This is a genomic window from Rhodococcus globerulus (genome assembly GCF_019334125.1).
Classification (GTDB): domain Bacteria; phylum Actinomycetota; class Actinomycetes; order Mycobacteriales; family Mycobacteriaceae; genus Rhodococcus_F; species Rhodococcus_F globerula.
Genome location: NZ_CP079698.1, coordinates 5,279,393 through 5,302,771 on the forward strand (window position 1 = coordinate 5,279,393; position 23,379 = coordinate 5,302,771).

The following is a 23,379-nucleotide window of genomic DNA, read 5'->3' on the forward strand; positions in this document are numbered from 1 at the left end:
ACACCAGCAACCCACACCAAAGACAGCCTTCGAAAGGATTTTCGTGAAGACCTCACGACGTCTCATCACCGTAGCTGCGGCCTTGGCCGTAGCGTCGACACTTGCCGCCTGTTCGTCCGGGGGAAGCGCAGCCACTTCGGGCGAGCCGGTCGACGGCGGTACGGTCACCGTCGGTATGGATCGTGACATCACGTCGCTCGATCCGGCCAAGGGGGCCATCACGCAGCAGCCCACATTCATTCTGGCGAACGCGTTGTTCGATCCGCTGTTCACCTACGCCGACGACGGCGCGGTAGTGCCACTCTTGGCGCAGAGTCTGGAAAGTGATGCTGCACAGACCAAATGGGTGATGAAACTTGCCTCCGACGTGACGTTCAGCGACGGCAGCCTGCTGGGAGCGCAGGCAGTGATCGACCACATCACTCGCTTGGCGGATCCGGCGACAGCGTGTGCGTGTGCACGGGACGCCAAGAGCATCGTCGAGATGACGGCCGTCGATCCGACAACCATCGACTTCACTCTCGACCGTCCGAACTCCGCCTTCAAGAATCTGTTCACCCGCCAACTCGGTTACGTGACGTCGCCGACGCTCGACGAATTCGGCGTCCCGCTCGGTTCCGGCCCGTACGTCCTGACCGGAAATCAGTCCGGAACGTCGATCACGATGGATCGCAACCCCGAGTACTGGGGCGAGCGTGGGCACGCTGACTCGCTCGACTTCAAGATCCTCCCGGACAGCGACTCCCGGTACCAGAGCCTGGTTTCCGGAGAGGTCGATCTCATCTGGTCCGAAAGTTCCACACAGTTCCTGTAGGCGCCCACTGACGGGTTCACGGCGTCGACCGCGGACACCGGAATGTCGACGGGCCTGTTCAATACCAAGGTGGCACCGTTCGACAGCCCTGTGGTGCGTCAAGCCGTTCAAGCCGCGATCGACCGGGACGTTCTGCGCAGCGTCGTGAACGAAGGCACCGGCGACGTGAGCTACGGGCCGATTCCGTCGACGTCGTCGTACGAGCAGACTGCCGAGTACCCTGCATTCGATCAGGATCGTGCCCGGAAACTTGTTGCGGAATACGGCAAGCCGATCTCTTTCACCTACACCTCCGACAACCGTCCGCAGTCGCAGCAGCGGGCAACCGTCATCAAGCAGATGCTCGCCGATGTCGGAATCGAGGTGACGCTCAACCCTGTGGACACGACCACGTGGGGCACGGTTCTGCGCTCCGGAGATTTCCAGATGGTCGACATGACGACCAGCCTTTTCGGTGACGCCGACTCCGGCAGCACCAGTTTCTTCGCCTCGACCGGAGTGTCGAACTTCTCCAAGTACGCCAACGCGGACGTCGATGCCTTGATCAGCGACATGCTCGGTGAGCAAGATCCGGATCAACGCTCCGAACTGCTCAACGATATTGCCGCGCAGGTCTTCGTCGACGCACCGGTGGTTTTCTACACCCAGAACGTCGACGGCTACATCATGTCCGATCGTGTCGGCGGAGTGCCGGATGTCTCTACCCGGTCGATCATCTCGGTTCGCCCGAGTGAGTTCTGGGCAGCCACGTCGTGATTCGCTCCACCGCTGTTCGAGGAGGGCGAGCGCTGCTCGTGCTCGCTCTCCTCGGGCTGGTGACCATGGCTTTGCCCGCACTGCTTCCCGGTTCGCCGGCCATCACTGTCCTCGGGCCGGAGGCCACGGCGGAACAGATCGCGCAGTTCACCAGCATGTACCACCTCGACGACAATGTTTTCGCGCGATTCGGGCGCTGGCTGAGTTCTGCCGTGACCGGTGATCTCGGCACGTCGATCATCACGAAGAACTCTGTGGGAGAGGAACTTCTGGAGCGTCTTCCGGTGACTTTGGAACTACTGGTGGCGAGTCAGATCATCGCACTGGCAATCGCGATCCCGGTTGCCCTGCGCTCGGCGTGGAAGCCTGGCTCGATCTTCGACCGGGTCGCCACCCTATTCAGCTACGTCACGCTGTCGACTCCGGGATTTGTTCTCGGGGTGCTGTTGATCTACATCTTTGCGATCTGGTTGGGGTGGCTACCGGCCACGGGATGGGTCAGTTTCACCGACGACCCCGTCGGCAACCTTCGCTTCCTGATCCTGCCGGCGTTGACGATGGGACTGACCGAGGCAGCCGTCTACACCCGAACACTGCGCTCGGATGCAATGGACACTCTCGACCAGACCTACATTCATGCTGCCCGCAGTCGGGGGATGAGCGGCACCCGCTTGCTGAGTGCCCGTGCTCTACGGCCGTCTTCCCTGCCGTTGCTGACCATGGTGGGCATCGCAGTCGGCGGGGCGTTCGGCGGAGCTGTACTGGTCGAAACTCTCTATGCCGTACCGGGAATCGGCCGACTGATACAGACGGCAATAGCCGGGCGTGACTTCCCCGTCGTCGAGAGTGTCGTGATCATTGCCGGTGTGGCCGTGGTCGTCGTGACGATTCTCGTGGACCTCACCTACCGATTGATCGATCCGAGGATTGCCCGTGAGCTATGAATCCGTTGCTGTCACAGAGCCTCGGTGGGACGTGCTGGGAGACCTGTGGCGCGGAGTCCGGCGAGCGCCGGGAATCACCCTTGCTTCGGTGTGGCTCGTCGCGCTGTTCGGCGCAATTCTTCTCTCCAACTTCACAGATCTCATGGATCCGCTCGAAGCGGACTTCGGTGCAGCCAGGCAAGCGCCGAGTGCCGCCCACTGGTTCGGTACCGACTCCACGGGCCGAGATGTCTTCGCGCGCACAGTTGCCGGTGCACAATCTTCGTTTGTAGTCGCCCTGATCACCTTGACGGTGGGCATGGTCGGCGGCAGCATCATCGGGATACTTTCCGGCTACCTTCGTGGGTGGACCGACCGTGTTTCCGGCTTGCTCATCGACGTGCTCATGGCGTTTCCCTCGTTGATTCTGGTGATGATCGTGGTGTCGTTCCGAGGCCCGAGCCTGCTCACGATCGGAACCACTATCGGAGTACTCACCACTCCGACCTTTGCCCGCGTCACGCGTGCTGCGACACTGAGCGCACGTGAACGCGAGTACATCCAGGCAGCACGTCTGATGGACACACCCCGGTGGCGAATTCTTCTGGGCGACATAGTTCCCAACGTCGCTCCGGTTGCCATCACCTTTTCCTTCACCGCGATGACCGGTGCCATTGTCGGGGAAGGTTCACTCAGCTTCCTCGGCTTCGGGCTGGTACCGCCGACGCCGTCCTGGGGCGGGATCATCGCCGACGGGCGGAGTTTGCTGGCCACCGCTCCCTGGGTGACCTTGGCACCTGCAATTGCGTTGTGCGTGACGGTGTTGTCGATCAACCTCATCGGTGAGAGAGTCAAGGAGAAACTTCGATGACCCAGGTCCTTCCGCCACTCCTGCGGGTCGAGAACCTGTCCGTTCAGTATACGAAGCCCACTGGCACTACCTACGTGTTGGAAGATGTTTCGTTGACTGTCCGGGCCGGGGAGTCGCTCGGAATCGTCGGTGAATCCGGCTCGGGGAAGTCGGTACTCGCGCGGATGATTCTCGGTGTCGAGTCTGCGCGGGCCGCAGCCAGTGTCCAAGGGGCGATCTACTTCGACAATCGCGAACTGACCGGCTTGGCAGCACGCGAGCGGGCCGGGTTGGCCGGTGTCGACATCGCAATGATCTTCCAAGACCCCATGACGTCACTCAATCCGGTGGTTCGGGTGCGACGCCAGTTGATGGAGTCGGTAAGCAATCGGCAGCGGCTGAGCCGAAAGGCGGAGCGGGAGGGCGCTGTCGAACTTCTCAGGGCGGTAGGGGTTCCGGATCCGGAGCGACGCGTCGACGCGTATCCGGCGGAGTTCTCAGGTGGTATGCGGCAGCGTGTCAGCATTGCTGCTGCCATCGCGGGCAAACCACGGTTGCTGTTGGCAGACGAACCGACCACTGCGCTCGACGTCACCATCCAGCGCAAAGTGCTGGATCTGCTCGACGGCCTGCGGCGCGATCTGGGCATGTCGATGCTGCTGGTCACCCACGATCTGGGTTTGCTGACCGGTCGAGCCGAGCGCACGGCGGTGCTCTACGCCGGGCGCATGATGGAGACGGGACCGACGGTCTCGGTGACCACCACACCGGCTCACCCGTACACGCGTGGTCTGCTCGATTCGATTCCGCGGGTCAGTGGCCCGTGGCGCCGTGAATTGCCGACCATCGCAGGTTCGCTGCCCTCGATGGCGGCGCCGCGGGTGGGGTGTCCGTTTGCCCCTCGCTGCCCGATTGCGTTGCCCCGCTGCTCGAACGAACGACCGCCGATGACCACCGTTGCATTCGGCCACGAGGCCGCGTGCTGGAATTTGGGCGAGAAGGGCACATCGTGATGACACAGGCAAATTCGGTCAGAGATCGGGTGGGAACCGCTGAACGAGACGGGAATCAGGCGCCGGCACTACGGACCGCCGGATTGTCCGTCAGCTTCGAAACTCCGCGAGGGGTACTGCGCGCGGTGACCGACGTTAATCTGACACTGCATTCCGGGCGAATCCTGGCGCTGGTCGGAGAATCCGGATCGGGGAAATCCACCGTGGCGCGGTCGGTTCTGGGTTTGACCGCCCGCACCGGTGGCGAGGTCTTCTACGAGGGCCGACCGCAAGCCGCGGTGCGTGAGCGTCGCGGCCGTGCCGATCGCAAGCAGATGCAGATGGTGTTCCAGGATCCGGTGGCCTCTCTCAATCCCCGTCGGCAGATTCGGGACATCGTGGCCGAGCCGCTGGTGGTCCGCAAGATGGATCGGGCGGCGCGGCGGGCGCGGGCGGAGGAATTGCTTGCCGAAGTGGGGCTTGATCCGGACGCGTACGGCGAGCGGTTGCCGAGGGAGATCTCGGGCGGGCAGGCTCAGCGTGTAGCCATTGCCCGCGCTGTGGCCGCAGAGCCGTCGGTTCTTGTTGCGGACGAGCCGGTTTCAGGTCTCGACGTGTCCGTCCAGGCGACTGTACTCAACTTGCTCCGGGAGTTGACCGACCGGCGGGGTCTGTCGATTCTGTTCATCTCCCACGATCTTGGTGTTGTTCGGGCGCTGTGTGACGATCTTGCCGTTCTGTACCTCGGACGAGTGTGCGAGACGGGCCCGACGGAGGAGGTGCTGGCAGCCCCGGCGCACCCGTACACCGCGGCTCTGCGTGCAGCCGTCCCGGAACCTGGTGAGATGCTCGGCGAACTCGGCTTGTCCGACGTTGAGCCACCATCACCACTGAATCCGCCGAGCGGCTGCGCTTTTCGAACTCGATGCCTCCGCGCTCACGACCGATGCGCAGCGGACATTCCGCAACTTCGCACTATCGCACCGGGTCGTCAGGTGGCTTGTCACAGCCCGCTTGTCGGATCCGACCAACAAGCAGTGAGGTGAAAGAACATGCGCGATTTCGGCCCGGAATTCCTCTGGGGGACGGCAACGTCGGCTTATCAGGTGGAGGGCGGTTGGAACCAGGACGGAAAGGGACCGTCGATCTGGGATGACTACGCGCACAACGGTTTGTGTACTCCGGATGGCACGAACGGAGATGTTGCTGCCGATCACTACAACCGGCTCGGTGAGGATCTCGACCTGATCGGGGCATTGGGAGCCAAGATCTATCGGTTCTCGGTGTCGTGGCCGCGGGTCCTTCCCGGTGGCACCGGGAAGGTGAATGCTGCCGGCCTGGACTTCTACGACCGCCTGGTCGACGGTCTTGGCGAGCGCGGTGTCGGTGCGGCGCCAACTCTGTATCACTGGGATCTACCGAGCGCGCTGCAGGAACGTGGCGGCTGGATGAATCGGGATATCGCGCAGTGGTTTGCCGAGTACACGGCGATTCTCGCGGATCGGCTCGGGGATCGGGTGGCCCAGTGGATCACACTCAACGAGCCGCTGGTCCCGACGGTGGGCGGGTACGTGGCCGGTGCGTTGCCGCCGCACCAGAAGCTGGGGCGCGCCGGACTGGCCAGTATCCATCACATGCTGCTTGCACACGGCCGGGCAGTCGAGACGTTGCGGGAATTGGGAGTGCCTGGCCAGATCGGGACGACGCTGTCGCTGTCCGGAGTCGAACCGGCAAGCTGGTACCCGGACGACGTGGAAGCGGCACGTAAGGCCGCACACTTCACCGAGGCGCTCTTTCTGGATCCGTTGTTGACCGGCAACCATATCCCGGAACTCGACGATGAACTGCGCTCTCAGGGCGTGGTGAAAGACGGCGACATGGAGACCATTTCGTCACCGTTGGACTACCTCGGGGTCAACTGGTACGCCACCATGGGAGCTGCCGCACCGCACAATGCGCATCGGTACACCGAGAACGTGCCAGACGCAGCACGGTTGTTCACGGGGGCGAACCCTGAACTCGAACGCTTCGGCTTTGCGATTGTTCCGCTACCGGGCTGGGAGTGGGGCGGCAGTCACCGGCAGATCACGCCGGGCGGTCTCGGGCATCTGTTGCGGTGGATCGACGACAGCTATCCCGATCATCCGCCCTTCGTCATCGGCGAAAACGGCCTTGGTCTCGTGGACGAGAGTGGGCCGTGCGGCCCGTACGACGACATCGTGCGGGTCGAGCACATCGACGCTGTGCTCGACGATCTAACCGAGGTCATCGCGTCGGGAATCGACGTTCGCGGTTTCTACGTCTGGTCGCTGATGGACAACGTCCAGTGGAATTACGGATTCACTCAACGGTTCGGATTGGTGCACGTGGACGCGCAGACATTGGTGCGTACCCCGAAGACCTCGTTCCGGTGGTACCGACATGTAGCAGGAGGAAACTGATGAGTGACAAGACACTACCGTCGTCGCGTTCGGTCGATCTGACCGCGGCACCATTCCATCTCGGGGTCGAGGACGTGGAATGGGTACGGACGACAATTGATTCGATGAGTCTTCCCGAGAAGATCGGGCAGCTCTTCGTCAATCACAATGCACATTTCGACAATGCGTATCTCGATCGCCTGGTTGACGAGTTCCGCGTCGGTGGGATACGGCATCACACCGCGCCGGCCGCCGAGGTTTCCGCAGTGGTGCGACGGGTGCAGGAGCGGGCGAAGGTGCCGCTGTTGGTGGCGGCAAACATCGAGGCCGGCGGCGACGCCACTGCCAGCGAGGGCATCCTGGTGGGCTCGGCACTGCAGTGCGCGTCGGCGCCCGACCTGACGGCGTCCCGCCGCATGGGATTTGTCGGCGGCGCGGAATCTGCTGCCGTGGGCTGCAATTGGTCGTTTGCCCCGGTCGTGGACGTGCACTACAACTGGCGCAACACGGTGATTGCCTCGCGCGCGTTCGGTGACGATCCCGACGTCGTGATCGATCATGCCCGGGCCTACTCCGAAGGAATTCGAGACGGAGTCGCCGAACGCCCGATGGCTCTGTGTGCCAAGCATTTTCCGGGTGACGGGGTGGACGAGCGGGATCAGCACATGGTCACCTCCGTCAACACGATGACAACGGCGGAGTGGGACAACAGTTTCGGGAGGATCTACCGGAACATGATCGAGGACGACATCGCCTCGATCATGATCGGACACATTGCGCTGCCGGAGTATTCGCGGCAGCTTCGCCCCGAGATCGACCGGATTCTGCCGGCGACCATAGCGCCGGAACTGGCCGACGACCTGTTGCGTGGACAACTCGGGTTCAACGGTCTGATCCTCACTGACGCCACTCACATGATCGGGTTCACCGCGGCATTGCCGCGGCGTGAATTGCTTCCGGCAGCAGTCAACGCGGGCTGTGACATGGTGCTGTTCTTCCGTGATCCGGTGGAAGATCTCGAGATCATGCGCACCGCCGTCGAAACTGGTGTGGTCAGTGCCGAGCGGCTGGATGTCGCACTCCAGAGAATTCTCGGACTCAAAGCGTCTCTCGGATTGCATCGAGCTCAGATCGCGGGAACACTTGTCCCTGACGACGACGCGCGGGCCGTGGTCGGCTGTGACGAGCATCGGGCCATCGCGGCTGACGTCGCCGATCAGACGGTGACGCTGGTCCGCGACACCGGCGTGTTGCCGCTCGACGTGGACACCCATCGCCGGATCCGGTTGATCTGCCCACCGGATCTGCTTCGATACGGCGCGCCGCCCAGCTACCAGGGCGCGATGAGGGCGGAACTGGAAGCTGCGGGGTTCGAAGTCGAGGACTATCCGCCGGCGTTGCCGAAGTCATTTGCCGAGATTCTCGACCACGTCGGCAGCTCCAACCGGGACTTCGGAAAGTCGTGCGACGCGGCGATCGTTGTGGCCGGGTTCCACGGGATCGGCCGGCAATCGTCGGTGCGACTTGCGTGGTCGATGCCGTTCGGTCCCGAAATGCCCTGGTACAGCGCCGAAGTTCCGACCATCTTCGTCTCGCTCGGGCTGCCCAACCATCTGGCCGACGTGCCGATGGTGTCGGCGCTGATCAATGCTCACGCGCCGACACCCGAGGTGATTCATGCCGTCGTACAGAAGATCCTGGGCCACAGTGAATTCCGGGGCTCGCACAACAACAAGGTGTTGTGCGGGTTGACCGAAATACTCTGAACTACTTCGTTATCGCCCGGAGCTCGAACTTGAGAACCTTGCCCGTCGGTGTGCGAGGAAGATCCAGGGGAAAGACGATGTCCCTCGGAACCTTGTACCCGGCGAGCAAGGACCGGGTGTGCGCGACAAGCTCTTCGGCGGTCGCAGTCATGCCCTTGCCGAGGACGACAAACGCTTTGGGACGCTCGCCCCACTTCTCGTCGGGAACCCCGATCACCGCAACGTCGATCACCGCGGGGTGGCTCATGATCGCCTGCTCCACCTCGACGGTGGAGATATTCTCGCCGCCGGAGATGATGATGTCCTTCGCGCGGTCCTTGAGCTGAATGTATCCGTCGGGATGCATGACGCCGAGGTCTCCTGAATGGAACCACCCGCCGGCAAAGGCTTCCGCGGTTGCAGCCTCGTCACGGTAGTACCCGAGCATGACGTTGTTGCCGCGGAGCACGATCTCGCCCATGGTCTGACCGTCGGCGGGAACGTCGTTCATGTCGGGGTCGACGACCCGTGCATTTTCCGCCTGGACCATGCCAACGCCCTGCCGGGAAAGCAGCGCGGCGCGCTCGGACTGTGGCTTCTCGTCCCAGGTTTCCTGGTATTCGCAGATCGTGTACGGCCCGTACACCTCGGTGAGGCCGTACACGTGGACGACGGTCACACCGATGTCCTCGAGCTTGCCGATGATCGTCGGCGACGGGGGAGCACCTGCGGTGGTGATGCGAAGGGCGTCGACCTTGTGGGCCTGATCCGCGTCGGCGATGGTGGAGCAGACAGTTGGTGCGCCGCACAGGTGGGTCACGCCCAAGTTGTCGATCGCATCCCAGATCGAATCGGCACGGACGGCGCGCAGGCAGATGTGGGTGCCGGCGGCCTGGGTCACTGCCCACGGTGTGCACCAACCGTTGCAGTGGAACATCGGCAGTGTCCACAGGTACTTGGTGGAGCCGCTGAACCCGTTGTGGAAGGTTTCGCCGAGGGAGTTCAGGTACGCGCCGCGGTGGGAGTACATGACGCCCTTGGGTTTTCCGGTGGTACCTGACGTGTAGTTGATGGCGATGCACTGCTGCTCGTCGTCGACCCCCCAGTGCAGTGGCTGATCGGCGATCGCTTCACCTTCTGCCAACAGATCGGCGTACTGCCCGGTGACGATTCCGGTGGGAACCTCGGGGTACGGGACGGTGGAGTCCGGGATCTCGATGATCTCGCGCAGGCTTGCCACATTCGTCTTCGACGACGCGACGGAACCGACGAACTCGGAGTCGACGAACAGGATCGCGGTTCCCGAGTGATCAAGGATGTACTCGAGTTCAGGTCCGGCGAGGCGCGAGTTGAGGGCGATCAGGATTCCGCCGGCCAGAGGCACGGCAAAATGCGCAAACAGCATTTCGGGAATGTTCGGCGCCAGGTAAGCGATGCGATCGCCGGGCTGGATACGGTCCCGCAAAACACGTGCCAGAGCGGCTACCTCGTCGCCGAACTCGCGGTAGGTGTACGTCCGATCACCGTGAATGACGGCGGTGCGATCTGGGAACACCGACGCGCTGCGTTCGAGAAAGCGCAGCGGGCTGAGCGGGGTGTTGTTGGCTGTGAGTGCGGCGGGTGCAGACACGGGTTCCTCCGAGGTTCGCGTGGTCGGACGTTGCAGCTCACCCGTCACGGTGAATGTGATCGGCGCTACAAACGCTCGTGTTGGACGATATTGGGCTAGCCCACCAGCCGCTACCCTACGAAGTGGGTATCCGCGTTTTCCCCGACCAGGAGTGCACGTGAACAGGGTTTTAAGGCCGAGCGACGACGACGCGTTGCGGGCGGCGCTGCGCCGGCTGCAGCCGCAGACGGAACTGCCGGTCCTGTTCGGTGGGGGAGTGAGCGGCAACTCCTTGACCATCACCAGCTACGTCGGGACGCACAGCACTCTGCTGCGCAACCTCGAGATCAACGCGGCATGCGGACTCGGTGGGCGGGCTATCGCCGAGCAGCGCACAGCTGTGGTGCAGGACTACGCCAATTCGTCTCAGATCACCCACGACTACGACTACGAGGTCGGCACCGAGCGAATCGAATCGTTGATGGCGGTTCCCGTGGTCGTTCGAGGGAAAACCCGCGGCGCGCTCTATGGCGGACTGCGCGCCAACCTGCCGATCGGAGATGTTGTTGCAGACAAGATGATGCGTGCGTCGTACTCGTTGGCACGCGAAATCGAGATCCGCGACGAGGTTGATCGTCGTGTCGCGATGATCGACACTGCTGCGGTGGAACAGGTTTCGAGCCGCGAGGCAAAAATATCGGAGACGTTGACGGAAAGTTTCCTCGCGTTGGGTGAGATCGCGGCAGGTCTGCAGGACGAGAAACTCAGTGCGCAGGTTCACGCCGTCGAGGCAAAACTTCGGGCCTTGACGGCGCCTGCAGAGATCGCGAGTGCGATAGTGCTGTCGCCGCGTGAAACGGACGTGATGAGGTACGTCGCGTTGGGGCTGCGCAACGCCGAAATCGCGGAGCGCCTGTCCTTGAGCGTCGAAACCGTCAAGACGTACATGCGCAATCTCATGGCCAAACTCGATGTGCGAAGTCGTCATGAGGCGGTTGTCGAAGCTCGTCGTCACGGTCTGATTCTGTGATCACGCACAAATAGAGGTGCAAAGATACCGGCATGGGTCGTCGCATCATTCTGAATACCGAACGACTGACGTTGACGACTTGGCTCCCGTCCGACTTCGAGGACCTCGCTGCGCTACACGCTGATGCCCTGACCATGCGGTTCATCGGGTACGGACGACCAGACACTCGGGATGAGGCGCAGTCGCGGCTGGACGGGTATCTCGATGAACAGAGAACTCGGGGTTGGACCAAGTGGCGCGTGGAGAACCGCGCCGGCGAAATGATCGGCCGGGCAGGATTCGGTGAATTCGACTCGAGTCGTGAACTGGCGTATGCCTTTCGGCGGGATCAGTGGGGACGCGGATTTGCTACTGAGGTTGCCTCGGCGTTGGTGGACTGGCACTTCGAATATCCGGCGTTCGACCTGTCGTCGCGTGGTCTGTGCGCGCATGTAGAGGCCCGACATCGAGCGAGTATGCGGGTGCTCGAGAAGGTTGGCTTCGATTTTGTGGACATGCGCGAGTACAAGGGTGTTACCTGTGCGTTCTTTCAGTTTCCCGTCGTAGCGCTGCCCGGGCCGGCCGGGAAATCCGACGCGTAGCCGATCTGGGACGTGAAAATTATTTTCGGCCTTCACGAACCCTTACCGGCGATGGCCTGCTTGATTGCGATCCGCCATCGCGCTTGTCCCGGTAAGCGGAATCCTCGAGACCCGCCGCCGTTGTGGTTGATATGACGGACCTCACAATCGCACAAGCAGCACACGAGTGATGAGGGCATCGATGCAGGATTTGTTCGACAACAGTGACATGACGGGCCTGGCCGGGGCGATTCGCAAGGGGGACGTATCCGCCAAGGAGGTCCTGGAGTTCAGCCTTGACCGGCTCGACGAGCGGAATCCGGCCGTCAATGCAGTGATCAGCGAGCGCCGCGACGAAGCTCGGAACGAGGTCGCTGCCGGTCTTCCCGAAGGCCCACTGCAGGGTGTGCCGTTCGTGATCAAGGACCTCGGACTTGATGTCGCGGGTCTGCCGAGTACCAACGGATCTCGTTTGTTCGCCGATGCTGTGGCGCAGGAGGATTCGGCGCTCGTCGAGCGATACCGTCGTGCCGGGCTGGTGATTGTCGGTAAGACGAACACTCCGGAGTTCGGCAAGAATGCGAGTACCGAACCTGCACTGTTCGGCCCCACCCGCAACCCGTATGCGCTCGATCGTTCACCCGGTGGGTCGTCGGGAGGCACGGCTGTAGCTGTTGCGGTGGGAATCGTGCCCGCGGGCCATGCCAGTGACGGCGGCGGCTCGATCCGCATTCCGGCGTCTGCGTGCGGCCTGGTTGGTCTCAAGCCGAGCCGTGGTCGTACCCCGACGGCGCCGGCACGAACTCTGTTTGCGTCGCCGATGGGTGTTCACCACGCGCTTACTCGCAGTGTGCGCGACACCGCTCTGCTCCTCGATCTTTCCGCTGGACCCACTGTGGGCGATCCGTACGTGATCCTGGCGCCGAAGCGGCCGTACGTCGAGGAAGTGGGCGCGGATCCCGGACGCTTGCGGATTGCTCTGAGCAACGCGCTACCGGACGGCACGCCGGTGGACCCGGAGTGTGCGGCCGTCACGTCGAGCGTCGCCGGTCTGCTCGAAGAACTCGGCCACCATGTTTCCGAAGGCGCCCCGGACTTTCCGCTCGATGCACTGACTTCCGGGCTTTCCGTGTTGATGGGCATACCGATGACCATCGAGGTCGATGCACGACTCGAGGCCGTGAACCGCGCAATCCGCGACGACGACCTCGAACCGATGGCTCGGATGATCTACGACCGCGCGAAGTCCGAAACCGCGACCAACGTAGTCAAGGCGCTGCAGGAACTCGAGCGAGCAGCGCAGGTGATCGGTGCGTTCTTCGTCGATCACGACCTGTTGCTGACCCCGACGATGGCTCGCCCGGCCGCTCCGCTTGGTCTCCTCGATACGGCAAATCCCATGTCGATCTGGGAGCACTCGGCCGGATACAGCGGATTGACCAGTCCGTTCAACAGCTCTGGTCAGCCGGCGATTTCGTTGCCGATGGGTCATGACTCGGCCGGTGTGCCTATCGGCGTCCAGTTGGTTGCCGCCTTCGGGCGCGAAGATGTGCTGATTCAGGTTGCGTCGCAACTCGAAACGGCGCGCCCGTGGTCCATCGCTCCGGTGTGGCCGCCGACCCAGGGATAACAGTGCGCAGTAGCGGTCCGGCGGTGGTTTCATGCCCGCTGCCGGGCCGCTTTGTCGTGTGTGGAGGCGTTCGACAAGCCCGTGGAAATTCAAAAAGTATTTCTAATCGAAATATCGCATATCGAACGACTTTTCTGCGTAGTATCCACAATGAGCGGTGGTGAGTAGTTGCGTCGGTGTGGAGCGAACAGGCTCCGATCCACACGGACGGGGCCGCCCAGCGCGATCGAACTGCGTTGTCACAGAAATGGATCAAGGATGGTCGTTCAACCGGACATGGCATATCGGCGCTCTCTGGCCGTGGCAGAACTGACAGGCCCGGGGCAGTTGTTCGAGGTGGCTGAAGAACCCGTGCGCGGGCACGTCATGCCGGTGTTCAAGAATCGTGCGCACACGCTCCGTGAGCTTCTGGCGGCGTCGGTCGAGCACGGCGACACCGAGTATCTGGTGTGCGACGAACTGCGGATTACCTTCACCGATCACTTCGCTCGTGTGGCATCACTGGCAGAGGAGTTGCGAAGCGCGTATTCGATCGGCAAGGGCGACCGCGTGGCGATTCTGTCTGCGAACAACGCACAGTGGATCATCACCTTCTGGGCGGCGACGTCCCTCGGGGCGATAGCGGTCGGGATGAACTCGATGTGGTCGGCTCCCGAGATCGACTACGGCATGCAGCATTCCACTCCGAAACTTGTTGTCGCCGATGCAAAACGACGAGAACTGCTCGGTGAGGTCGGCGTGCCGGTGCTGTCCACCGAAATCGACGTACCTCGCTTGTCCACACTGCATGCCGATGCAGCACTGTCGACCTGCGCCATCAACGAGGACGACCCTGCCGTCATCCTGTACACCAGTGGCACAACCGGGCGGCCGAAAGGTGCGACGCACTCGCACCGGAACATCATCACGGCAAACGACTTTCACCGATTCAACGATGCCTTGGCAACGCATTTCGGAAACCCACCCGCGAACCGTCGGTTTCTGCTGTCGAATCCACTGTTCCACATCGCGTCACTGCACAACCTTGCCGTGCCACGATTGTCGATCGGGGACACCGCAGTCATCTACAGCGGGCGATTCGAGATCGAACGCGTGCTGCGATTGATCGAGCGCGAGCGGGTCACCAACTGGGGTGCTGTGCCGACCATGGCGAATCGCCTTGTTTCACATGGTGATCTGTCTCGATACGATCTATCCTCGCTCAAGACGATGTCACTGGGATCGGCGCCGTCGTCAACCGCTCTGAAGGAGAAGGTTCGCGAACTGCTGCCGGTGGCGGGGCGTTCGTTGGGGACGACGTACGGGCTCACCGAGTCGTCGACCGGAGCCACCTTGGCGACAGCCGCCGATCTGGAGGAGTACCCGGATTCCGTGGGCCGCCCCGTCGTCACGATGAGCGTCGAGATCCGGGACGACAACGGTCATCGACTCCCGGACGGTTACGAGGGTGAGATCTGCCTGCGCGGACCGCACGTGATGGTGGGCTACTGGAACAACGATGCCGCGACGGCCGCCGCGCTCGACGATGAAGGATGGCTGCGTACAGGCGATTTGGGATTCATGGCCGATGGTCACCTCCGCGTCAGCAGTCGTAGATCGGACTTGATTCTGCGTGGTGGGGAGAACGTCTACCCCGTCGAAGTGGAGAACGTCCTGAGCGAGCACCCGTCGGTGCAGGAATGCGCGGTGATCGGAATTCCCCACGCGGACTACGGCGAAGAAGTGGCCGCAATTGTTGTGGTCGAGGAGCCGGGATCCGTCTCGGAGGCAGAGTTGCTCGGGTACGTGCGGGAGCGTCTCGCTAAGTACAAGGTGCCTTCCCGATGGCGACTGACCACAGAACCGTTGCCGCGCAATGCAACCGGAAAGGTCGTGCGTAAACAACTCGACGTTGACGGCGAACCGGCGATAGTCTCGGAGAATCGTCACGCGTGGACTTCGCTGCTGACGGCACTCGACGAGCGTCGTCGGGCTGCACAGGAGATGGGTGGCCCCGACAAGCTACTGCGGTACCGGCGGTTCGGGCGCGTTGATGCGCGCGAACGAGTAGCGAAGTTCCTGGACGAGGATACATTTCAGGAAATCGGCGTACTGGCCGGCGACGCGTCGATCCCGTCCGACGCCTTCGTTGCGGGGTCCGGACTTGTCGACGGCCGTCCGGTGCTGGTCGGTTCGGAGGATTTCACGGTTGCCGGCGGATCCATCGGAACGGCAGCGGCCACAAAACGCGCCCGCATCGCAGAACTTGCCAAGCACGAGCGGACTCCACTGGTGATGATGCTCGAAGGCGCCGGGCACAGGGCAACCAACGCACTGCACCCACACCGGCCGGCGCCCAACGATCTGCAGGCAATGGCCGAGCTTGCCGGATTGGTCCCGACGGTTTCGATTGTGTGTGGACCCTCGGCTGGGCACGGAGCTCTTGCCGCACCGATGTCGGATTTTGTCATCATGGTCAAAGACCACGGCGCGATGTTCACAGCCGGCCCACCGCTGGTGGAGGCGTCGCTCGCCGAGAAGGTGACAAAGGAAGACCTCGGCGGTAGCGCCGTGCACGCTGAGATGAGCGGAATCGCCGACAATGTTGCGGCGGACGTAGACTCGGCGCTCGAGTTGACGCGCAAATACCTGTCCTATTTCCCGTCGAACGCGTGGAGTCGCGCGCCACTGGCGGATCCTGACACTTCGGTTGCGGCGCCGCGCTCCCTCGATTCTCTTCTCGACGTAGTTCCGCCGAATCCTCGTATCCCGTACGACATGCACGATGTGTTGTCCGTGATGGTGGACGAGGGCACCCTGTTCGAGCTGCAACCGCAGCACGGTTCTTCTGTCATCACGGTACTGGCAAGGATGGGTGGCCGGGTTGTCGCCGTTGTCGCCAATCAGCCACTGGTGCTTGCCGGTGCGTTGGATGTGGCCGCGGCGGAAAAGGCCTGCCGGTTCATCGAGATGACCGGCGCTTTCCATATCCCGTTGATCTTCCTGGCCGACAACCCGGGCGTTCTTGCGGGAAGTAAGTCCGAACGGGACGGCATACTGCGGGCGAGTGCTCGGATGTTTGCGGCGCAGCATCGGTCCACCGTGCCGAAAATGCATGTGACAGTGCGCAAGGCCTTCGGATTCGGGGGCTCGGTCATGGGTCAGAATGCTTTCGACAATCAAACCGTGTCGTTGTCGTTTCCGGGAGGGATGCTGGGAGGTATTCCGGCTGCCGTGGGTGGGAGCACCTCGAAGGCGGACGGGCGGACACAGCGTGCATTGATCGAGAACGAGGCTGCAGGTCCGTGGCGTCTGGCAAGTTCGGTGACGTACGACGACGTCATCGATCCACGCGAACTACGCAACGCGCTGCTCGGTGCGCTGAGGCTGTCGAGTGGGCGAGATGCGGAGCCGGTTGCCCCGGTGGTGCACACCGGATACCTGCCCTAGTGAAATCCGACGTGCCACCGGGCTTTCGGACCAGATTCGGCGCTCGACTGCGGATTCCGCTGATCGCCGCACCCATGCTGAGAGTGAGCGGGCCGGACCTCGTGTCGGCAGCCTGCGCGGCGGGCGTCGTCGGCGCCTTTCCGACGGCAAACGCGCGCACGGCAGAGGAACTCGATTCGTGGCTGGCGACATTCGATCGTGCCCATGAGGAGAGCGGCGGAGAACTGGCACCGTACTGCCCCAATCTGATCATGAGAGCGCCGCGACTGGCAGACGACGTTGCGTGCTTGGTTCGCCGCCGAGTGGAAATGGTCATCGCGAGCGTAGGCTCACCGGCCCCGATCATCGGACCGCTCCACGATATCGGCGCTGCGGTCTTTGCCGACGTCGGCACGCTTCGTCATGCCGAAAAGGCAGTTGAAGCCGGTGCGGACGGACTCGTGCTGCTCTCGGCCGGAGCGGGTGGGCAGACGGGGTGGATGAACCCGTTTGCCTTCATCCGTGGTGTCCGTGAGTTCTTCGACGGTACAGTCATTCTCGCAGGTGGAATCTCCGACGGGCAGGCGTTGTGGGCTGCCGAGGTGGCAGGCTTCGACGCGGCGTACATGGGCACACGTTTCATCGCGAGCGACGAGAGTTCGGCGTCGGCGCCGTACAAGGACATGTTGGTCGAGAGCACGATGGACGACGTGGTGTTGACCAACGCTTTCACCGGACTGCGGACGAACATGCTTGCTCCGTCCATCAGAGCGCAGGGGCTTGATCCCGACACACTGAACGAGCAGATCTCCGTGAAAGAATCGGCCGAGCTGTTCGGACCGGGGTCATCAGAACCGGGGCCGAGAAGGTGGACCGACGTCTGGAGTGCGGGCCATTCGGTGTCGGGGGTGAAACGACGCAGCCCCCTTTCGGAAGTAGTTCGCGAAACAGTCGCAGAGTACGAGGACGCCCGAGCGAGAACACGTTCGGTGCTGGAGCAACGACGAGCAGCGAACGCAGACTCCTGAGCAGACGTATTTCGATAGTCACCTTCCCGGTGATCGGGACAAGGATGGATAACTCCTGTGCAGGTTGCCATTGTCAAAACTAGTTCCGAAAAAACGTATACCTAATAGACATATCCGGGTTAGTCTGCCTGTGAGCCGAAGAGACCGTGTGCGTGGGGTTTCTCGCCGACTTTGATCTATCTCGAGAGGGAATTCGATGAGCGGAAAATGGAACGGCAAAGGCAAAATTGCCGCAGTGTCGCTGGTGGCTGCCTTGGCCGTCGCGGGATGCGGCGGGGGCGGCGGCACCAGCACTGCAGGCGGCTCCACTGCATCGGCCGCGGATATCGACCGAGCGGCCGTACTTCGCGTCACCGCGTCTGCGCCGACCCGAAACCTCGATCCGTACCTCCAGACCAGCTACGGCGGTTGGGGATATCTGACTCCGATGTTCGATCGCTTGACCATGGTGGACAAGGACGGAAATCTTGTTCCGGGACTTGCGGAGTCGTGGGAGTTTTCCTCTGACGGTGGCTATCTCGAGCTGAAATTACGAGACGACGTTTCGTTCCACGACGGCACCAAGTTCGACGCCGCCGCCCTCGCCGCAAACGTCCAGCGTGGAAAGACGATGGCAGGCAGCACGGTTGTCGCCGCGCTCGACGACATTACGTCCGTTGATGTTGTCGACCCGACTACTGCCCGGCTGAACCTGACCAAGGGTTCCGGTGTGGAGCTACCCGGGCTGTTCAGCACCAATGTCGGCATGATGGTCAGCCCCAAGACCATAGAAGCCGGCACGGACATCCGAAATGATCCGGGCCAGAGCGGATCCGGACCGTACACCGTCACCAACTACGTACCCGAGGAATCTCTCGAGGTTACTCGTGCACAGGGCGACTACTGGGATCCAGCGGCCGGACTGCTCGGTGGAATCAGCTTCAAGACCATGCCGGACGCGACAACGCGTTTGAACGGAATGCAGACCGCCGCCACCGATATCAGCTGGGTGAGCTCGGCCAACGAGATCGTTCAGGCGCAGTCGCTCGCGGACCGCAACGTGCTGGGTATCGACAAGGTGAAGTTCCGCAATGTGCTTGGTGTCTTCATGCGAGCACGTGACGACCTCGCGAAACCCGAAGTGCGTCAGGCTGTTGCACACGCCATCGATCCCGAGGCCATCAGCGCGCTCTTCTCGGGAACCTGCACCCCGTACCGTCAGATGTATCCGGAATCGAGCTGGGCGGCCGACCCGTCGTACCAGTACCCGTATACCTTCGACGTGGACAAGGCCAAGAGCCTGGTCTCCAGTGCCGGTGGAGCCAAGATCACACTGACCTTCGGTGCCGGAACAAATACGGAAAAGCCTGCCAACGTTATCCAGTCCTCCCTGGCAGCAGCAGGATTCGAGGCGGAGCTCAATCCCGTTCCGAATACCCAGAACGAGCCCGGCTACATCGCCGGCACCTTCCAGTCGATGGTGTCGAACAGCTTCAGCCCCAAGGTAGACCCCGCTGAGACCGTCAATACCTTTGTCGTGGGTCCCTACGACTTCGGTAACGGCAATCCCGAGATCGCCGCACTGGCAACAAAGGCTGCCAACCCGACGTTGTCGCAGGATGAGCGGGCCGGGCTGTACCACGAGATCTGGTCGAAGACACTGGCCGAGGCCATGTTCGTCCCGATCTGCAATCAGACGAACGCGACGATCTTCAGTGACAAGGTAGTCAACGCCGACAACATCCCGTGGGTTGACACCGGAATCTTCGATCTGCGCTACGTCGGAATGACCAAGTAGCACTGCAGATTCAGAAATCTTGCTGATAGACCGATCTGCTTCGCAGGTGATGCGACAAAGAATTCACGCAGACGCATCACCTGCGAAGGGAACCGCCGACAAGACCGGCTGTAAGCGCCGGTGAGGGGTGCTTATGTTGCGTTACGCGGGGCGACGGCTGCTGGCGGCGGTGCCGCTGTTGTTGATTGTGCCTTTGATGATTTTTCTGTTGATCGATTTGGCGCCGGGGGATCCGGCTGCGATTCTTGCCGGTGATGATCCGACTCCGGAGCGGTTGGCCGAAATCCGGTCGACACTTCACTTGGACGACAACATCTTTCTGCGGTACGTCCGGTGGGTGGGCGGTGTTCTGCAGGGTGATCTGGGTACGTCGTTTCTGTCGAATCAGTCGGTGACGGAGCTGATTTTCCGCCGGATGGCGACGACGTTGTCGCTGGTTGTTTTTGCGATGGTGCTTGCGGTGACGATCGGGTTGATCCTGGGTGTTGTTGCCTCGCTTCGTCCCGGCGGAATTGTCGATCGTCTGGTGAATGTGGTGGCGTCGATTGCGATCGCGATTCCCGCGTTCTGGTTCGGTCTGGTGCTGGTGTCGGTATTCGCGGTGACCAATCAGATCTTCCCGGCCTTCGGGTATGCGCCACTCTCAGACGGGTTTGTGCCGTGGATTCAGCACCTCATTTTGCCGGGTACTGCGTTGGCGTTGTTGCCTGCGGCGGAGGTGACGTTGCAGCTGCGGTCGTCGCTCGGGCAGGTACTCAAGAGCGACTACATCCTCAACGCGGAGGCGAAGGGTCTCGGGCGCGGACGTGTCGTGTTCAAGCACGGACTCAAGAACGCGTGCATCCCGGTGGTCACGGTGCTCGGTTTCCGTGTCGCGGAAGTGCTGGGCGGGGCGGTGACCATCGAAATCATCTACAGCATGCCGGGGTTGGGCTCTCTGGCCGTGAACAGTGTCCAGAACCACGATATTCCGGTGTTGCTCGGGTTTGTCCTGTTCACCACCGTGGTGGTGGTGCTGGTGAACCTGCTTGTCGACATTTCCTACGGCTACTTCAACCCTAAGGTTCGCGCATGACTGATCCGAAGGTAGTGACCACATCCGAGACGGCGGAGCGGCCTGCGAGGGGCCAAGGCTTGAAGGCTGTTCTGCGTAAGCCGGTGACGATGGTCGCGGGTATTTTCATCCTGCTTCTGGTGATCATGGCGGTGTTCGCTCCGATTCTGGCGCCGCACGATCCGTACGTGCAGGACCTGGTCAACCGATTGCAGCCGCCGAGTGCAAATCATCTGCTCGGCACCGATGATTACGGCCGAGATGTGTTGAGCCGGTTGATCTACGGTGCGCGGATTTCGTTGACGGCGTCGTTGCAGGCGGTGAGTGTGGCGCTGATCCTGGGACTTCCACTCGGTGTCATCGCCGGTTATCGCGGCGGCTGGGTCGATTCGCTGATCACCCGGGTGATGGATGCGTTGATGTCGGCTCCGTCACTTGTGCTGGCGATCACGATCGTCGCGGTACTCGGTTCGGGAATCACCAACGCGATGCTCGCCATCGGTTTGGTCATGGCGCCCAGGTTTTTCCGGGTTGCGCGGGCGTCGACGATGGATGTGCGGCACGAGACATACATCGAGGCTGCAATCGCGTTGGGCTGTCGTCCGGGCAGAACCATTATCAGGCATATCCTTCCGAACGTGATGCCGCCGGTGGTGCTGGTCATCTCCGTCTCTCTCGGTGCTGCGGTTGCGGCGGAAGCGAGCCTGAGTTTCCTCGGTCTCGGGGCGAAGGCTCCGGCGGCGAGTTGGGGTTCGATGCTCAGCACCGCGGCGTCGAATATGCAGTTGGCGCCGTACCTGGTGTGGCCTCCCGGCGTGATGATTTTCTTGACGGTCCTGTCCTTCACCTATCTGGGCGACGGTGTTCGCCGATCTTTGCTACGGAGTCGTAATGGTGACAATGACTGATCTGATGCGTAAAGAGCAGTTCGATGCGAGCACTGAACCACTGTTGCGGGTTCGGGATCTGACCATCGAATTCCCCAGCGGCGGAGGCGGTTGGCAGACGACGGTCGAAGGTGTCTCGTTCGACGTCGGTGCCGGCGAGTCGGTGGCGTTGGTCGGTGAGTCCGGATCAGGCAAGACGGTGTCCTCGCTTGCGGTGATGGGTTTGACGCAGGCTACCGGCGGCCGGATTTCGCGGGGTTCCATCGAATTCGACGGTCGTGATCTGACGAAGGTTCCGGAGCGGGAGTGGCGCAAGCTCCGCGGTACCGGAATGGGCATGATTTTTCAGCAGCCTATTCGCAGTCTCAATCCGGCCTACACGGTCGGTGATCAGATCGCTGAATCCGTGCGCAAGCACTTGGGTTTGAGCCGCAAGGAAGCAATGGCTCGGGCGGTGGAGATGCTCGAATTGGTGCAGATTCCCCGGGCGAAGGAGCGGGTAGGCGATTATCCGCACGCGTTCAGTGGTGGCATGTGTCAGCGTGTGATGATCGCGATGGTGATGGCATGTAATCCGCGGTTGCTGATCGCGGACGAGCCGACCACTGCGCTCGATGTGACGGTGCAGGAGAAGATCCTCGATCTGTTGCGGGATTTGCAGGAGCAGACCGGTGTGGCGTTGCTGTTCGTCAGTCACGATCTTGCGGTGGTGGCGGAATTGTGTCAGCGGGTGGTGGTGATGTATGCCGGTGAGATCGCGGAAAACGCTGCGGCAGAAGAAGTGTTCTTCCGTCCCCAGCATCCGTACACGTCGGGTTTGCTGGCTTCGATTCCGCAGCCGGGACTGAATACGGATCGTCGGCTGCATGCGATCCCGGGCGGGATTCCCGCGGCGGCCGATTGGCCGACAGGATGCCGGTTCTCGCCGCGGTGCCCGCATGTGGCGCCGGGACTGTGCGATGTGGAGCATCCTGCGATGGCGCAGGTTCCGACCGGAGAGGCGCGATGCCTGCGTGTGCAGGACCTCGATCTGCAGGGAGTGAGTGTGCGATGAGTCTTCTCGAAGTGAAGAACGTGTCGAAGTCGTTTGCATCGGGCCGCGATTTTCTGGGCCGTCGCACCAAGTGGTCGCATGCGGTCAAGGACGTCAGTTTCAGTCTCGAAGCCGGTGAATGTCTTGCCGTGGTCGGGGAGTCGGGTGCTGGTAAGTCGACGGTGGGCCGGATCGCCTTGCGGTTGATCGAGCCGGATACCGGTTCGATCACGTTCGATGGCGTTGACGTGCGGGCCGCAAAACCTGCCGAGTTGCGTTCGATGCGCCGCGGTATGCAGATGATTTTCCAGGATCCGCACAGTTCTCTCAATCCGCGGATGACCGTTGTTGATGCTGTGGTGGAACCGCTGATCGTGCATACCGACATGGGTCGGGGTGAGCGTGAGAAGTTGGCGACGGCGATGTTGGACAAGGTGGGGATCGGTTCGCGTTATTTCGGCCGGTATCCGGCGGAGCTTTCCGGTGGTCAGCTTCAGCGTGTTGCTATTGCTCGGGCGTTGACGTTGAATCCGAAGATGATCGTCTGTGATGAACCTGTTGCTGCGCTGGATGTTTCGGTGCGTGCTCAGGTGCTGAACTTGTTGCGGGATCTGCAAGAGGAGTTGGGTCTTGCGTATCTGTTCGTGTGTCATGATTTGGCGTTGATCGAAGTGATCGCCGATCGTGTGCTGGTGATGGCGCGCGGTGAGGTTGTGGAAAGTGGGTCGGTGGAGGACATCTTCCGTCGCCCGCAGCAGGAGTACACCCGAACATTGCTCGACGCTATTCCGGTACCCGTTCCACGATCTGTCCGTGGGCAGGAATTCGAGGGCGTCCGAGCCGAACCTGTCAGTTGAGGAGAA

At 61.9% G+C, this 23,379-nt stretch carries 17 protein-coding genes and 2 pseudogenes; 18 read left to right on the top strand and 1 reads right to left on the bottom strand.

Annotated elements, in window-relative coordinates:
* The first annotated feature begins 175 nt into the window (after positions 1-175).
* The 7 genes and pseudogenes from KYT97_RS31020 to KYT97_RS24085 all read left to right on the top strand — a co-directional run bounded on the left by KYT97_RS31020 (position 176) and on the right by KYT97_RS24085 (position 8,521).
* Positions 176-1,570: pseudogene (locus KYT97_RS31020) on the top strand (ABC transporter substrate-binding protein).
* Complete coding sequence (locus tag KYT97_RS24060) at positions 1,567-2,514, top strand: ABC transporter permease (RefSeq protein WP_219110844.1); 948 nt, start codon at positions 1,567-1,569, stop codon at positions 2,512-2,514. The pseudogene KYT97_RS31020 and the gene KYT97_RS24060 overlap by 4 nt, the downstream one beginning before the upstream one ends.
* Entirely contained in the window at positions 2,504-3,364 is an 861-nt protein-coding gene (locus KYT97_RS24065) for an ABC transporter permease (protein WP_172935831.1), read from the top strand. Before KYT97_RS24060 ends, KYT97_RS24065 begins: the two co-directional genes overlap by 11 nt.
* Positions 3,361-4,356 carry an ABC transporter ATP-binding protein gene (locus KYT97_RS24070; RefSeq protein ID WP_219110845.1) on the top strand — a complete coding sequence of 332 codons (996 nt, stop codon included), beginning with the start codon at positions 3,361-3,363 and terminating at the stop codon, positions 4,354-4,356. Before KYT97_RS24065 ends, KYT97_RS24070 begins: the two co-directional genes overlap by 4 nt.
* A complete protein-coding gene (locus KYT97_RS24075) occupies positions 4,356-5,381 on the top strand; it encodes an ABC transporter ATP-binding protein (protein WP_172935829.1) in 1,026 nt (341 codons plus the stop codon). The genes KYT97_RS24070 and KYT97_RS24075 overlap by 1 nt, the downstream gene beginning before the upstream one ends.
* Before the next feature lie 6 nt (positions 5,382-5,387).
* Complete coding sequence (locus KYT97_RS24080) at positions 5,388-6,776, top strand: glycoside hydrolase family 1 protein (RefSeq protein WP_172935828.1); 1,389 nt, start codon at positions 5,388-5,390, stop codon at positions 6,774-6,776.
* A complete protein-coding gene (locus KYT97_RS24085) occupies positions 6,776-8,521 on the top strand; it encodes a glycoside hydrolase family 3 protein (RefSeq protein ID WP_219110847.1) in 1,746 nt (581 codons plus the stop codon). The genes KYT97_RS24080 and KYT97_RS24085 overlap by 1 nt, the downstream gene beginning before the upstream one ends.
* Before the next feature lies 1 nt (position 8,522).
* Here KYT97_RS24085 and KYT97_RS24090 read toward each other — a convergent pair whose 3' ends face one another.
* On the bottom strand, positions 8,523-10,130 hold the full coding sequence (locus tag KYT97_RS24090) for an acyl--CoA ligase family protein (RefSeq protein ID WP_219110848.1): 1,608 nt from the start codon (positions 10,128-10,130) through the stop codon (positions 8,523-8,525).
* A 157-nt stretch (positions 10,131-10,287) separates the two neighbouring features.
* On the opposite strand from KYT97_RS24090, the gene KYT97_RS24095 reads away from it, so the two are divergent.
* The 11 genes and pseudogenes from KYT97_RS24095 (at position 10,288) to KYT97_RS24145 (ending at position 23,373) form a co-directional block, all read left to right on the top strand.
* On the top strand, positions 10,288-11,139 hold the full coding sequence (locus tag KYT97_RS24095) for a LuxR C-terminal-related transcriptional regulator (RefSeq protein ID WP_045069672.1): 852 nt from the start codon (positions 10,288-10,290) through the stop codon (positions 11,137-11,139).
* Between the two features lie 32 nt (positions 11,140-11,171).
* The gene (locus tag KYT97_RS24100) at positions 11,172-11,720 is read left to right on the top strand and encodes a GNAT family N-acetyltransferase (protein ID WP_219110849.1); all 549 of its coding nucleotides are present in this window, start codon (positions 11,172-11,174) and stop codon (positions 11,718-11,720) included.
* A 181-nt stretch (positions 11,721-11,901) separates the two neighbouring features.
* A complete protein-coding gene (locus tag KYT97_RS24105) occupies positions 11,902-13,329 on the top strand; it encodes an amidase (protein ID WP_219110850.1) in 1,428 nt (475 codons plus the stop codon).
* 258 nt (positions 13,330-13,587) lie between these two features.
* Positions 13,588-15,222, top strand: a pseudogene (gene casG / locus KYT97_RS24110) (steroid-24-oyl-CoA synthetase); the annotation flags it as partial.
* 90 nt (positions 15,223-15,312) lie between these two features.
* Positions 15,313-16,758 carry an acyl-CoA carboxylase subunit beta gene (locus KYT97_RS24115; RefSeq protein ID WP_106939838.1) on the top strand — a complete coding sequence of 482 codons (1,446 nt, stop codon included), beginning with the start codon at positions 15,313-15,315 and terminating at the stop codon, positions 16,756-16,758.
* Positions 16,759-16,769: 11 nt separating this feature from the next.
* The gene (locus tag KYT97_RS24120) at positions 16,770-17,765 is read left to right on the top strand and encodes an NAD(P)H-dependent flavin oxidoreductase (RefSeq protein WP_245005914.1); all 996 of its coding nucleotides are present in this window, start codon (positions 16,770-16,772) and stop codon (positions 17,763-17,765) included.
* Positions 17,766-17,961: 196 nt separating this feature from the next.
* Entirely contained in the window at positions 17,962-19,542 is a 1,581-nt protein-coding gene (locus tag KYT97_RS24125) for an ABC transporter substrate-binding protein (protein ID WP_045068624.1), read from the top strand.
* A gap of 133 nt (positions 19,543-19,675) precedes the next feature.
* On the top strand, positions 19,676-20,617 hold the full coding sequence (locus tag KYT97_RS24130) for an ABC transporter permease (RefSeq protein ID WP_033232363.1): 942 nt from the start codon (positions 19,676-19,678) through the stop codon (positions 20,615-20,617).
* The gene (locus tag KYT97_RS24135; RefSeq protein ID WP_080711646.1) at positions 20,614-21,504 is read left to right on the top strand and encodes an ABC transporter permease; all 891 of its coding nucleotides are present in this window, start codon (positions 20,614-20,616) and stop codon (positions 21,502-21,504) included. Before KYT97_RS24130 ends, KYT97_RS24135 begins: the two co-directional genes overlap by 4 nt.
* On the top strand, positions 21,488-22,537 hold the full coding sequence (locus tag KYT97_RS24140) for an ABC transporter ATP-binding protein (RefSeq protein WP_045068627.1): 1,050 nt from the start codon (positions 21,488-21,490) through the stop codon (positions 22,535-22,537). Before KYT97_RS24135 ends, KYT97_RS24140 begins: the two co-directional genes overlap by 17 nt.
* Complete coding sequence (locus tag KYT97_RS24145) at positions 22,534-23,373, top strand: ATP-binding cassette domain-containing protein (protein WP_051730357.1); 840 nt, start codon at positions 22,534-22,536, stop codon at positions 23,371-23,373. Before KYT97_RS24140 ends, KYT97_RS24145 begins: the two co-directional genes overlap by 4 nt.
* Positions 23,374-23,379 lie beyond the last annotated feature (6 nt).

Coding starts and splice junctions, on each gene's coding strand:
- KYT97_RS24135 (WP_080711646.1), top strand. CDS start 20,614: ATGACTGATCCGAAGGTAGTGACCACATCCGAGACGGCGGAGCGGCCT.
- KYT97_RS24075 (WP_172935829.1), top strand. CDS start 4,356: ATGACACAGGCAAATTCGGTCAGAGATCGGGTGGGAACCGCTGAACGA.
- KYT97_RS24145 (WP_051730357.1), top strand. CDS start 22,534: ATGAGTCTTCTCGAAGTGAAGAACGTGTCGAAGTCGTTTGCATCGGGC.
- KYT97_RS24130 (WP_033232363.1), top strand. CDS start 19,676: ATGTTGCGTTACGCGGGGCGACGGCTGCTGGCGGCGGTGCCGCTGTTG.
- KYT97_RS24085 (WP_219110847.1), top strand. CDS start 6,776: ATGAGTGACAAGACACTACCGTCGTCGCGTTCGGTCGATCTGACCGCG.
- KYT97_RS24105 (WP_219110850.1), top strand. CDS start 11,902: ATGCAGGATTTGTTCGACAACAGTGACATGACGGGCCTGGCCGGGGCG.
- KYT97_RS24080 (WP_172935828.1), top strand. CDS start 5,388: ATGCGCGATTTCGGCCCGGAATTCCTCTGGGGGACGGCAACGTCGGCT.
- KYT97_RS24140 (WP_045068627.1), top strand. CDS start 21,488: ATGGTGACAATGACTGATCTGATGCGTAAAGAGCAGTTCGATGCGAGC.
- KYT97_RS24115 (WP_106939838.1), top strand. CDS start 15,313: ATGGGTGGCCCCGACAAGCTACTGCGGTACCGGCGGTTCGGGCGCGTT.
- KYT97_RS24070 (WP_219110845.1), top strand. CDS start 3,361: ATGACCCAGGTCCTTCCGCCACTCCTGCGGGTCGAGAACCTGTCCGTT.
- KYT97_RS24100 (WP_219110849.1), top strand. CDS start 11,172: ATGGGTCGTCGCATCATTCTGAATACCGAACGACTGACGTTGACGACT.
- KYT97_RS24125 (WP_045068624.1), top strand. CDS start 17,962: ATGAGCGGAAAATGGAACGGCAAAGGCAAAATTGCCGCAGTGTCGCTG.